Origin of the sequence: Demequina sp. (assembly GCF_047975725.1) — a bacterium.
Taxonomy (GTDB): domain Bacteria; phylum Actinomycetota; class Actinomycetes; order Actinomycetales; family Demequinaceae; genus Demequina.
The window spans coordinates 13738-25752 of sequence record NZ_JBKEED010000024.1; the positions used below are offsets into that span (position 1 = coordinate 13738).

15 protein-coding genes are annotated in these 12015 nt (G+C 66.8%); 12 read left to right on the forward strand and 3 right to left on the reverse strand.

The features are described from left to right. Positions 1-52: 52 nt before the first annotated feature. The 4 genes from ACK5NO_RS09085 (at position 53) to ACK5NO_RS09100 (ending at position 2706) form a co-directional block, all read left to right on the forward strand. On the forward strand, positions 53-439 hold the full coding sequence (locus ACK5NO_RS09085; protein WP_416812352.1) for a hypothetical protein: 387 nt from the start codon (positions 53-55) through the stop codon (positions 437-439). A gap of 55 nt (positions 440-494) precedes the next feature. Next, a complete protein-coding gene (gene dapE, locus ACK5NO_RS09090) occupies positions 495-1607 on the forward strand; it encodes a succinyl-diaminopimelate desuccinylase (RefSeq protein ID WP_416812353.1) in 1113 nt (370 codons plus the stop codon). A gap of 50 nt (positions 1608-1657) precedes the next feature. Beyond that, positions 1658-2431 carry a TIGR00730 family Rossman fold protein gene (locus tag ACK5NO_RS09095; RefSeq protein WP_416812354.1) on the forward strand — a complete coding sequence of 258 codons (774 nt, stop codon included), beginning with the start codon at positions 1658-1660 and terminating at the stop codon, positions 2429-2431. A gap of 107 nt (positions 2432-2538) precedes the next feature. Beyond that, entirely contained in the window at positions 2539-2706 is a 168-nt protein-coding gene (locus ACK5NO_RS09100; protein WP_083966629.1) for a DUF3117 domain-containing protein, read from the forward strand. 55 nt (positions 2707-2761) lie between these two features. On the opposite strand, the gene ACK5NO_RS09105 is transcribed toward ACK5NO_RS09100, so the two are convergent. After that, complete coding sequence (locus tag ACK5NO_RS09105) at positions 2762-3394, reverse strand: O-methyltransferase (protein ID WP_416812355.1); 633 nt, start codon at positions 3392-3394, stop codon at positions 2762-2764. A gap of 124 nt (positions 3395-3518) precedes the next feature. On the opposite strand from ACK5NO_RS09105, the gene sigE reads away from it, so the two are divergent. The 8 genes from sigE to ACK5NO_RS09145 all read left to right on the forward strand — a co-directional run bounded on the left by sigE (position 3519) and on the right by ACK5NO_RS09145 (position 10777). After that, positions 3519-4121 (forward strand): RNA polymerase sigma factor SigE, encoded by a 603-nt coding sequence (gene sigE / locus ACK5NO_RS09110; RefSeq protein ID WP_416812356.1) that lies wholly within the window; start codon positions 3519-3521, stop codon positions 4119-4121. Beyond that, positions 4118-4969: an anti-sigma factor family protein gene (locus ACK5NO_RS09115; RefSeq protein WP_416812357.1), complete on the forward strand. Its 852-nt coding sequence runs from the start codon at positions 4118-4120 to the stop codon at positions 4967-4969. The genes sigE and ACK5NO_RS09115 overlap by 4 nt, the downstream gene beginning before the upstream one ends. An 11-nt stretch (positions 4970-4980) precedes the next feature. After that, positions 4981-6342: a S1C family serine protease gene (locus tag ACK5NO_RS09120; protein WP_416812358.1), complete on the forward strand. Its 1362-nt coding sequence runs from the start codon at positions 4981-4983 to the stop codon at positions 6340-6342. A 5-nt stretch (positions 6343-6347) separates the two neighbouring features. Next, on the forward strand, positions 6348-6689 hold the full coding sequence (locus tag ACK5NO_RS09125; protein ID WP_416812359.1) for a hypothetical protein: 342 nt from the start codon (positions 6348-6350) through the stop codon (positions 6687-6689). Positions 6690-6909: 220 nt separating this feature from the next. Then, the gene (trpS, locus tag ACK5NO_RS09130) at positions 6910-7923 is read left to right on the forward strand and encodes a tryptophan--tRNA ligase (protein WP_416812360.1); all 1014 of its coding nucleotides are present in this window, start codon (positions 6910-6912) and stop codon (positions 7921-7923) included. Beyond that, positions 7920-8933 (forward strand): YihY/virulence factor BrkB family protein, encoded by a 1014-nt coding sequence (locus ACK5NO_RS09135; RefSeq protein WP_416812361.1) that lies wholly within the window; start codon positions 7920-7922, stop codon positions 8931-8933. Before trpS ends, ACK5NO_RS09135 begins: the two co-directional genes overlap by 4 nt. Positions 8934-9054: 121 nt before the next feature. Continuing rightward, on the forward strand, positions 9055-9759 hold the full coding sequence (locus ACK5NO_RS09140) for a DUF4190 domain-containing protein (protein ID WP_416812362.1): 705 nt from the start codon (positions 9055-9057) through the stop codon (positions 9757-9759). 94 nt (positions 9760-9853) lie between these two features. Beyond that, entirely contained in the window at positions 9854-10777 is a 924-nt protein-coding gene (locus ACK5NO_RS09145) for an NmrA family NAD(P)-binding protein (RefSeq protein ID WP_416812363.1), read from the forward strand. 59 nt (positions 10778-10836) lie between these two features. On the opposite strand, the gene ACK5NO_RS09150 is transcribed toward ACK5NO_RS09145, so the two are convergent. Then, positions 10837-11193, reverse strand: a complete 357-nt coding sequence (locus tag ACK5NO_RS09150) for a winged helix-turn-helix transcriptional regulator (protein ID WP_416812364.1) — start codon at positions 11191-11193, stop codon at positions 10837-10839. Between the two features lie 50 nt (positions 11194-11243). After that, the gene (locus ACK5NO_RS09155; protein ID WP_416812365.1) at positions 11244-12011 is read right to left on the reverse strand and encodes a succinate dehydrogenase iron-sulfur subunit; all 768 of its coding nucleotides are present in this window, start codon (positions 12009-12011) and stop codon (positions 11244-11246) included. Positions 12012-12015: the final 4 nt, after the last annotated feature.

The window sequence follows — 12015 nt, forward strand, 5'->3', positions numbered from 1 at the left end:
CGGACATGGCCGATGCTGGTGTTGGCTACCGCGACCTCGCTAGGCTCGGGCCGTGGCCGAGGACGACGACTGGGAGCCTGCGAGCATTCCGCCCCGTGGAACTCGGTGGACGCGCGACGAGGACGGAGCGTGGGTGCCTGACACGAGCGCTCCTGGCGAGGCGCCGCAGGAGCCAGCGAGCGACAGCAACCGTGACCCGGACGACTGGCCCACGTACCACTCGCCGTACGAGCAGGCGCGCAGGCGAGGCGCTTCGCTTGTGACGGCCGGCGTCATCCTGGGCTCCGTGCTGCTCGCGGTCGTGTGGTGGGGGACGCTGGGGGCGGCGGCCAGCTTCGTCTATATCTCGCCGTACCCCATGCTGGACTTCATCGTGTTGTCGAGCGTCACGGTCGCGTGGTGCGCCTTTGTGTGGCGCTGGCTCAACCGGCCGCGCTAGGCGCGCCATGGGCGCGGGACAAAAGCGAGCGAACTCGCATCGATAGGGTGACAACATGACGCTTGCCGACTCGTATGACCTGGACCTCACTGCCCCCGTCGAGCAACTGGCGGCGCAACTGATCGACATCCCATCGGTCTCTGGAGGTGAGCAGGCCATCGCCAACGCGGTCGAGGCGGCGCTGCGTGGCCAGGCCCCGCACCTGAGCATCACTCGTGACGGGGACGCGCTGATTGCACGCACCGAGACTGGCGCCACCGAGCGGGTCGTGATTGCTGGGCACCTCGACACGGTGCCCGTCAAGCACAATGTTCCCGGCCGGTGGGACGATGACGGAGCCACTCTGTGGGGCCGCGGCACCGTCGACATGAAGGCCGGTGTCGCCGTCATGCTGTCTCTCGCGGCGGCGCTCGTGGCCCCCGCACGTGACATCACGTGGGTGTTCTACGACCACGAGGAAGTCGAGGCCACCAAGAACGGGCTGGGACGGCTCGCGCGCAGACACGCCGCGCTCCTTGAGGCCGACTTCGCGGTGCTGTGCGAGCCCACGTCCGCGGCGATCGAGGGCGGGTGCAACGGCACCCTGCGCGCAGAGGTGACTGTGCACGGTACGGCCGCGCACAGCGCGCGCGCGTGGAAGGGCCTCAACGCGATCCACGGCCTGGCGCCGCTGTTGGCCGCGCTCGCGGACTACCAGCCCGCCACCGTGAACGTCGACGGGCTCGACTATCGCGAGGGACTCAACGCAGTGGGTGTTCGCGGAGGCATCGCGGGCAACGTCATCCCCGACGCGGCGACGCTCACCATCAACTACCGCTTCGCCCCCGACAAGACGGTCGCGCAGGCCAAGGCTCACGTCGAGGATGTGGTCGCGCATGCCGGGCTGGGCGAGCACGAGCTCGCCTGGACCGATCAGGCCGCCGGCTGCCGGCCCGGGCTCGACGCACCACTGGCAGTGAGTTTTGCCGATGCGGTAGCGGCCGCCGGGGGAGGCTCGCCCCGTGCGAAGGTGGGCTGGACCGACGTCGCCCGCTTTGGCGAGCTCGGCATCCCCGCCGTCAACTACGGCCCGGGAGACCCTGAGCTAGCGCACGCGGACGACGAGCGCTGCGCCGTGAGCGAGATCCAGGCCTGCCGTGCGGGCCTCGAGTCGTGGCTGACCGCCTGACCGCCTGACGAGCCGGGTGCGACCCGACTTCCACCATCCGAGGAGAAGACATGGCCGACTACCGCAAGGGTCCAGTGCTGCTGCGCGGACCAAACGTCCCTCAGACCTCGACGTCGGGCAGACTGCTCGGTGGGCAGGATGAGCCGGATTGGCTGCACGAGGACCCGTGGCGCGTGCTACGCATCCAGAGCGAGTTCGTCGAGGGATTCGGCGCGCTCGCCGAACTCGGACCGGCGATCTCGGTCTTCGGCTCGGCCCGGTCCAAGCCTGGCGCGTACGACTACGAGCAGGGCGAAGTCGCGGGACGCAGGCTCGTGGAGGAGGGCTTCGCCGTCATCACTGGCGGCGGCCCCGGCGTGATGGAGGCGGCCAACAAGGGTGCGTCTGAGGCCGGCGGCGTGTCCGTGGGGCTCGGGATTGAGTTGCCGTTCGAGCAGGGCGTGAACGAGTTCGTGAACCTCGGCATCAACTTTCGCTACTTCTTCGCGCGCAAGACGATGTTCGTGAAGTACGCCCAGGGCTTCATCGTGCTCCCGGGTGGATTCGGCACCTTTGATGAACTCTTCGAGTCCTTGACGCTGGTCCAGACGCGCACGATTACCCGCTTTCCCGTGGTGCTCGTGGGCCACGCCTACTGGGATGGGCTGGTGGCGTGGCTTCGCGATGTGGTGGCCGTGGACGGCAAGATCGCGGAAACCGACCTCGACCTGTTCCACGTCACGGATGACATCGAAGAGGCGGTGCGCATCGTCGCCGAGTATGCGCGCGGCGAGGGAACCGGTCCCATCGAGCCGCCGCAGGGCCCCACTCAGGAGGCGATGTAGCCGCACGAACGCGCGAGGGGATTGGGCTGTACCGGCCGGTCAGCGTAGAATAGTCCTGGCGCCGCGCTATCCGCGGCAGGCCCGCTAACTTCGGAGGAGAACAGCATATGGCTGCGATGAAGCCCCGCACCGGTGACGGCCCCATGGAGGTCGTGAAGGAGGGCCGTGGTTATGTGATGCGCGTGCCGCTCGAAGGTGGTGGCCGTCTGGTCGTTGAGATCAACGCCGATGAGGTCGCGGAGCTCCGCGACGCCCTCGCTGGAGCGCTTCAGTAGTACCCCCCCGTGGCCCGGAGCGGCATATGCCATCTCCGGGCCCGCGTGATGGGCGTCAGCTCGTCTTGATGGCGACCAGTAGTCCGTCGCCGCTGGGGAGCAACATGGGGGACAGCGACTCCGATTCGCGCACGGCCTTCAAGGTGGTGCGCACCGCCGTGGTGGACTCGTCGCGCTGAGCGGGATCCGGTACCCGGCCGTGCCACAGGGCGTTGTCGATGGTCACGATGCCGCCCACGCGCAGCAGCCGCACGGCCTGCTCGAGGTACTCCGGGTACTCGGATTTGCGGGCGTCGATCAGGACCAGGTCGTAGCCGCCGTCGGTGAGCCGGGGCAGCACGTCGAGCGCACGTCCCGTGATCATGCGCGCGCGCTCGGGAGCGAAGCCAGCCGCAGCCAACGTGCGTCGAGCAGCCTTGTGGTGCTCGGGCTCGACATCGATCGTGGTCACCACGCCCGCATGGCCCATGCCACGCAGCAGGTACGTGGTGGACACGCCAGCACCCGTGCCGATTTCGACGGCGGAGCGCACCCCGGCCATGCGGGTGACGAGCTCCAGCACCCGCGCAGCGCCTGGTAGAACCGGGACGCATCCCAATTGGTCGGCGACATCCCTAGCCGCGAGGATCACCTCATCCTCTGGCACGAAGTCCTCGCAGTACGCCCAATTTGCGGCATCAGTACTCATGTCGCCTCCTTCTTACCGGAATGGTATCCGTCACACAGGACATTGGACCGATGCGATCGCGGCGCACACGTGGGAACATTGACGCGTAGGAAACCGTTGAGAACCCGTGGAGGAGGCACAGCACATGACGCAACCCGTCGATAGCAACGCGATTGAGCCTGCCGCTTTCACGTCCGACAACGCATCCCCCGAGTTGACGTGGGAGCGGATCGTCGAGGAGCACTCGGGCCGGGTCTACCGGCTCGCCTATCACCTCACCGGCAACCAGCACGACGCCGAGGACCTCACGCAGGACGTCTTCATCCGCGTGTTCAACTCGCTGTCGCAGTACAAGCCCGGAACGTTCGAGGGCTGGCTGCACCGCATCACGACCAACCTGTTCCTGGACCGCATGCGCCGCAAGAAGCGCATTCGTTTCGACTTCATGGCCGATGATGACGCCGCCGTCGCCACCTCCGACAGCTTTGACCGCCACGAGCGGTCGGGCCAGCCGGAAGACGCGTTCGACATGTCCCACCTGGGCGATGACATCATCGCCGCACTCGCCGACCTCCAGCCCGAGTACCGGGCCGCGGTCGTGTTGAGCGACATCGAGGGACTGTCGTACGAGGAGATCGCCGCCACGCTCGGCATCAAGATGGGCACTGTCCGCTCCCGACTTTCTCGCGCCCGCGCGAAGCTCCGTGAGTCTCTGGCTCACCGCGCGCCGGTGCGAGGTGGGGTGTGACAGAACACCACCTCGGTGACAGCATCCACGACCTGCTCGACAACCGTCTGAGCGCGGCTCGCGCAGCCCAGGCCATGGAGCACATGGCCTCGTGCGCGCAGTGCAAGAGTCGTTGGGACGAGCTGCGTGCCACGCGGGAGGCGCTCAAGACGTCGGAAGCGGGCATCGATCTACGGTTCGCTCAGCAGTTGCTCGACCGCGAGCGCATGGCACAGATTGCGCGCGACGAGACTCCCGAGCGCGCACGTGCGGCACGTCCCCGGGGACGCAGTCCACTGGTGACTGTGGTGGCGGTCATCGCGATTCTCGGCATCGTCGTCTCGGCCGGCTACATCGTGGGCGAGCCCGACGAGGTGGGGCTCGAGTTCGCTGAAACGGGCACGGTGGTCGGCGCCTCGGCCGAGGTGATGCAGGTCGGTGCTCAGAGCATGCGATCAGGTGACGCGCTGCGCAGCTGGGTTCACCCCAACTGGGAAGCCACCGGACTCACCCCGGTCGAAGCGACGGTCGTGCGCGCGCGGACGGGTGACAACGTCCTGGTAGCGTCGCTGTTAGCGGGCCTCGAGCAGTTGGTCGTCACGCAACAACATGGCCAGCTTTCGCCGCTGGTCGCTGAGTATTACCCGAGCGTGGACCTTGGTCACGCGCCCGGGTACCTCATCAGCGACTGGCCCCGTCAGTTGGTATGGCAAACAGGAGATGTGGTGATCTCCTTGTCGTGCACCTGCGCGGCAGCAACCTTGGAGTCGGTGGCCGTGGCCTTCCCCGCCGACGACGAGCCGACCTTTGTGGGACGCGTGGCCGATGGACTCGGCGAGATCGCGGACCTGATGACCCCCGATCCCTAAAGGAGCGTCCTTTGTCTGACCAGTCGTTTGCCCCTCCGGGCTCCGCCTCGAACCCGCAGCCGCCGCAGCAGTCGCAGCAGCCGCAGTACGAGCCGCAGCAGCCGCAGCAGCCCGTCAACGAGGGCTCCCACCCCGATCTCAACGCCACGCAGCCGCTTCCCCACGGCGCGGCCTTCATTGCGGGCTCGGACGGCGTGATCCGCACGGGTGAGCCAGCGCACGACGCGACTGGCTACGAGCCTCCCGCCGAGCCCCCTCAAGCTGAACGCCCCGTGGGCAAGGTGCGCAAGTCGACCGTGGCGCTGATCCTTCTTGCCTCGCTCATCGTGGGCACAGGCGCGGGTCTTGGCGGTGCCTGGATCTACGACGAGTTCCTCGACGGTGCGCCCTCCGTCAACGTCGCGACCGGCGACCCCGTCCCGCGGGAAGAGGGTTCCATCGCCGCGGTGGCCGCTTCCGTCATGCCCTCGGTCGTGTCGATTGAGGCTTCGGTGAACGGCGTTCCCGCCTCCACAGGTTCGGGCTTCGTCATGCGCGAGGACGGCTACATCCTCACGAACAACCACGTGGTCGAGGGTGCGGATGGCTTGACCGTGACCATGTCCGACGGCTCGGAGTTCGATGCCGAGCTCGTCGGTGCCACGACCGCCTACGACATCGCCGTCCTGCACATCGACGCGGACGGCCTGGCCCCGGTGACCTTCGCCGACTCCGACGACGTGGTGGTAGGCGACGCGACCATCGCCGTGGGCTCCCCGCTGGGCCTCGAAGGCACCGTGACCACCGGCATCGTGTCCGCGACCCACCGGCCTGTGACCGCCGGCGACCTCCAGTCGCAGGCCTACATCGACGCCATCCAGACGGACGCCGCGATCAACCCCGGCAACTCCGGCGGACCGCTGCTGAACGCCAAGGGCGAAGTGATCGGCATCAACTCCGCGATCGCCACCCTGTCGAACTCGACGTCGACTACCGGTTCGATCGGCCTTGGCTTCGCGATTAACTCGAACCAGGCCAAGCGCACGGCGGAGCAACTCATCGAGACCGGCACTGCGACGTACCCCGTGATCGGCGTGCAGCTCGCGAACGGCTACGTCGGCGAAGGCGTGCAGGTCCTCGACGACTCCCGCGGCGTGGTCGAGGGCGGCCCCGGTGACGACGCAGGAATCCTGCCTGGCGACATCATCACTGGTATCGACGGTCGTCCCATCACCCAGTCGGATGAGCTCATTGTCGCGATCCGCGCCAAGGCAGTCGGCGACCAGGTGGTCCTGTCCGTCGAACGCGATGGCCAGGAACTGGAACTGACCGTCGTGCTAGACGACAGCTCCGAGGTCGTGTACAACACCACCGAGCCGCAACCGGAAGAATAAGCACCATGTTGGGCATCAACGGCTGGGAATTCCTGGTCATCGTTCTCGTGGCGATCCTCGTGGTCGGTCCCGAGCGCATGCCCGCATACGCCAAGCAGTTCCGCGACTGGGTGGTCGCCGCACGCGACCTCGTGACCCAGAACAAGGACAAGATCAAGGCGGAGATGGGTGACGAGGTCGACTGGAAGCAGTACGACCCGCGTCAGTACGATCCGCGTCGGATTGTCCGCGAGGCTCTGGCCGAGCCTTCGACGCCGGTGGCGGCCGCTCCTGCGGCCGCCACCAGGCACGCGGCACCGCAGGCCGTCACCCCGGGAGCCGCCCCGTACGATCCCGACGCGACCTGAGCGAAGGCCTTGCGCGCATCGGCCGGTTGCCGAAACATGCCGCACGCTCTCGTCCGTGAACTGCGAACCAGGTCAGGTGTGACACGCCGCCGTTGAACCGCCGTGGTGGCGCCACCGCCGGAGTGTCGTGGCGCGAGTGGTGCGCTGTTCGAGCGGGAGCCTTCGCGGGATGGCCGATGCGCGGGTTGGGTCGCGCTGGCGAGTACGGAATGATGGGGGTATGAAACCCCGCGTGTTTTCGGCTATGCAGCCCACCTCAGACTCCCTGCAGCTTGGCAATTACTTGGGCGCGCTGGTGCAGTGGGTCAAGCTGCAGGACACGCACGAGGCCATCTACAGCGTGGTCGACCTCCACGCGCTCACTGTCACGCCAGAGCCCGAGACGCTGCGTCGTCGCACGCGCGTGACGGCAGCGCAGTACCTCGCCGCCGGGGTGGACCCCGAGCGGTCGCTCGTGTTTGTGCAGTCCCACGTGCCCGAGCACGCGGAGCTCGCATGGTTGCTGAGCACCTATACGGGCATGGGCGAGGCCGGCCGCATGACCCAATTCAAGGACAAGTCCGCGAAGGTGGGAGAGGCAGGCACCAACGTGGGTCTGTTCACGTACCCAATCCTGATGGCCGCCGACATCCTGCTGTACGACACGGACCTGGTGCCCGTGGGCGAGGATCAGCGCCAACACCTTGAGCTGTCGCGCGACCTCGCTGAGCGCCTCAACACCCGCTTGGGCGAGGGCTCCGTCGTCGTGCCGGACGCGCACATCGTCAAGGCGGTGGCGAAGATCTACGACCTTCAGGAACCCACCAAGAAGATGTCGAAGACGGCGACCAGCCCCAAAGGCACCATCGAGATTCTTCAGGACCCCAAGCAGGTGGCCAAGAACATCAAGTCCGCTGCGACCGACTCCGACTCGGTGATCGCCTTCGACCGCGAGGCCAAGCCCGGCATCTCGAACCTGTTGACGATCTACTCGGCGCTCGACGGCCGTTCGGTGGAGCAACTGGTCGCGGACTACGAGGGCAAGATGTACGGCCACCTCAAGGTGGACCTCGCGGATGTCGTCGTCGAGTACCTCACGCCCATCCGCGACAACGCGATGGAATGGATCGAGTCCCCCGAGCGGTTGGACTCGGTACTGGAAGAGGGTGCAGCCAAGGCGCGCGGTATTGCCGGGCAGACCCTCGCACGACTGTACGACCGAGTCGGCTTGGTGCCGGCGGCTGGGAGACGATGAGCAACGCGCCGTCCACGTGGAACCGGGCACAGAACGCTGCCCGGCGTCAGGCGGCGCGCGGTAAGCACTACTCAAAGTGGCTGTTGACCACCCCCATTGGTCGCGCGGGCCAGCGCTTCATCGACTACAACGGCAACGTGCTCGCGGGCGGCATCGCGTACTACTCGTTGGCGTCGATCGCGTCTGCGGTAGTCCTCGCGGTGTCGGTGGCGTCGTATGTCGTGGTCGGCAATGACGACTATCGCGACGCGGTCATCGAGTTCGTCGCGGACGCGGTTCCTGGCATCTTTTCTGTCGACGGCCAGACCGGGTTGGTGGACCCAGACGCGATCCAGCCCACGTCCTTCACGGGCGTCCTGGGCCTGATCTCGCTCGGTGTCTTGCTGTTCACCGCGACCCGCTACATGCGTGGGCTGCGCGGCGGCGTGAAGAGCATGCTTGGCGATGCAGCGGGGACCAAGATTCCTGGCACGCTCGGCGACTTCATTGCTCTCTTCGCGCTCGCGCTGATCGCCGTGCTGGCGGTGGCACTCCAGTTCATCGGCGGCGTGCTCGCGAGCTGGGCCGCGGGACTGCTCGGAGCTGGCGGTGTGAGCGAGGTGCTCGTGAGGCTCGCGGCGATCACCGCAGGCGTGCTCGCGAACGCGATGTTCGCCGCGGTCGTCTTCGTCGTGCTGGGGCAAGCCAAGGTACGCCTCAAGGTACTGCTGATCACCATCTTCGTCACCGCGATCGCGTTTGCCGTGCTCCAGCAGGCGTCGGGCTACTTCGTGTCGTCGGCCTCATCCAATGCCGTGCTCGCCCCCTTTGCCGCGGTGCTGGCGTTGCTGATCTTCGTGGACTTCACGGCTCGGATCCTGCTGGTCGCTTCTGCCTGGCTGGGGGCATCGGGCGGCGGTCTGGGAGGGGTCGAACACGAGGCACTCGACACCCCGCCACGGCGTGACCACGCCTCGGTCACCACTCGTCGCGCGACGGGCCGTCGGCGCGGCGAGCACCCCGCGCGCTGAGTCCACCCGCGTGTGCGGCACCCGGGGTGAGTTTCGCCATGGCGGGCTTTCGGAGCGGGACCTTGGGCGCTAGAGTCCACGCTGAGACCGCCACATCGACGACCGGGGGAGAGACACACCCATGAGCACCGAAGATCCGTTCAAGAGCACCCCTGACACTCCTGGGTATGTCCCTGCACCCCAGCAGCCGGTCGCGCCACCGCTGCCGCCCGAGCCTGCGTACCAGGTCAACACCTACGGCAGCTCCGACACACAGGGGTACCCTTCCCCCGCGTCGCACGACTATCCGGCGCCCACGGGTTTTTCCCAGCAGCCCGCGTATGCGCAGCCGGCGTACCCGCCGCCACCCCAGGCTGGATACGGTTACGGCTACCCACCGGTAGCGACCACTGACGGCGTCTCGATCGCCGCGCTCGTCACGAGTCTGGTCGGGTTCGGTCCGGTCGCCGTCGTCCTGGGCATCATCGGCATCAACCGCACCTCTGGCGGCCAGCGCAAGGGCCGCGGGATGGCGATCGCAGGCCTCATCATCGGTGTCGTGGGCACCATCGTCGTGGGGCTGTTGATCTGGGCCGGTGCGCGGGTGATCAACGAGCTCGACGACCTGGAGTCCGGGGTATACGAGAACGGGGACTCCTACGGCGACAACGCCTACCTGGATGGCCTGTGGGACCAGTGCGAGGCAGGCAGCGACGTCGCGTGTGACGACCTCTATTTCGAATCGCCAAGTGGATCGGGCTACGAGGCTTTTGGCGAGAGCTGCGGTGGCCGGGGCCTTCCCGTAGACCAGTTCTACTGCGACCCTGACCGCGGGCTCTTCGACTAGAAACGCGGCCCTGGGCACGTTGAAGTAACCGCACGGGGCAGGCATACGGTGATCGGGAATCCTCTCGGGGGGAGCAACCGAAGGAGCCTGACACATGTACCTCATCACTGGAGTTGACGGAAAGCTGTGCGGCTTGGTCGTGGACATGGTCCTCGACCAGGTGCCCGGGGACGAACTGATCCTCACGAGCCCCTTCCCCGAGCGCATCCCCGCGCCATCTCGAGAACGCTGGGAGGCAGCGGGCGCGCAGATTCGCCCCGCGAACTACGACGACGTCGAGCAGATGACGCAGGCCTTCCGCGGAGCCGATGCGGGGTTCATGGTCTCGTCCATGACCGTAGGTGAGGTGCGTCAACAGCAGCACCGCAATGTCATCGACGCCTTCAAGGCTGCAGGAGTGCCGCGGATTGTGTATTCGTCCGGTTACGGTGCCGGCGAGGCCAACGACGAGCAGGTGGTGATCATCGACCACCACGCCACGGAGGAGTACCTCAAGACGTCGGGGCTGACCTGGAACGTCTTCCGCTTCAACCTCTACCTCGAGAACTACCTGGCTGCCTTCGCGCAGGTGGCAATGGCGGAAGGCAAGTGGCGCACGTGCGCGGGAGACCACCCCTGCTACCCCGTGGCGAAGGCCGACTGCGCGGCGGCCGCGGCGGCGCTGCTGCTGGGCAAGGCAGAGCCCTGCACCGCCTGGGACATCACAGGAAGTGAGCGGGTCTCGATCCGCGACCTGTGCGAGATCGTCTCCGAGCGTTCCGGTGTCGCGATCGACTACACGCCGATGACCGAAGAGGACCTTTACGCCTACTACGACTCGCTGTTCATCCCGCGCAAGGCAACCGGTGACTTCTCGCGCTCTCCCTACCCGTGGTGCAGCGAGGACATCGTCACGAACGAGGCAGCCATTCGCGACGGACTGCTGGACAACTACAGCGACGACCTCACTCGCCTGACCGGACGTGGAGGACTGACCGCACGCGACATCCTCGAGGACTGCGCCGCTACCTGGCAGTAGCTCGTCTGCAGACGTGAGCACGGACGACCCGGGTGTACGTGCTCACGTCTGTGCGTGCCTCACCGTTGGTCGTGAGCCTCGTCGTAGGCCAGGCGGGCCCGCTCCACCTCGGCAAGGTGGCGGTGTGACCATTCCACCAACACATCAATGGGCTCGAGGCTGCTGAGGCCCAGGGGCGTGGCGGCATAGACCACGCGGACGGGCACCTCGTCGTAGACCGTGCGCGTGACCATGCCATCGCGCTCCACCGTCCGCAGGCTCTCCGTCAGCACCTTCTTCGAGATCCCGCCAAGGTGGCGCTGCAACTGACCAAAACGAAGGTCGCCATGGTGCTGGAGCGCGCGCATGATCGCGATCGACCAGCGGTCGCCAATCCGGTCAAGGACATCGCGTGGGATCCCGTGACTGTCATCCACGGGATCCTCTGCAGGGCCGCGACCAGCACGACCTGTCATCGCCTGAAGCCCTAGACCTCGCCGGTCGTGAGGGCCCGCTTGACCTCGGAGATCGCCTTGGTGACCTCGATGCCGCGCGGGCACGCCTCGGTGCAGTTGAAGGCAGTGCGGCACTTCCACACGCCGGCCTTGTCGTTGAGGATCTCGAGCCGGTCCCATTCGCCCTCGTCGCGCGAGTCGAAGATGAACCGGTGAGCACCGACGATGGCCTGTGGGCCAAAGTACTGGCCGTCAGTCCAAAACACCGGGCAGCTCGTGGTGCACGCTGCACACAGGATGCACTTGGTGGTGTCGTCGAACTTCTCGCGGTCTTCGGGCGACTGCAGGCGCTCGCGCTGAGGCGTGGGACCCGAGGTGATGAGGAACGGCATGATCTCGCGGTAGGAGGCGAAGAACGGCTCCATGTCCACGATCAGGTCCTTCTCGACCGGCAGGCCCTTGATGGGCTCGACGGTGATGGGACGGGCCGGGTTGAGGTCCTTGAGCAGGGTCTTGCAGGCCAGGCGATTGCGCGCATTGATGCGCATCGCGTCCGAGCCGCACACGCCGTGCGCGCACGAGCGACGGAAGGCGAGCGATCCGTCCTGCTCCCACTTGATCTTGTGAAGGGCGTCGAGCACGCGGTCCGTCGCGTGCGCCTCGATCTGGAACTCCTGCCAGTACTCGGTACCAGGAGCGCGCCCATCGAGCCCGTCAGGGTCGTGACGCAGAATCTTGATGGTCACCGTCATCGAGGGGATGGCGCCCACCTCGCCGGCGGTCTGAGCCGTCGCAGTCATGTCC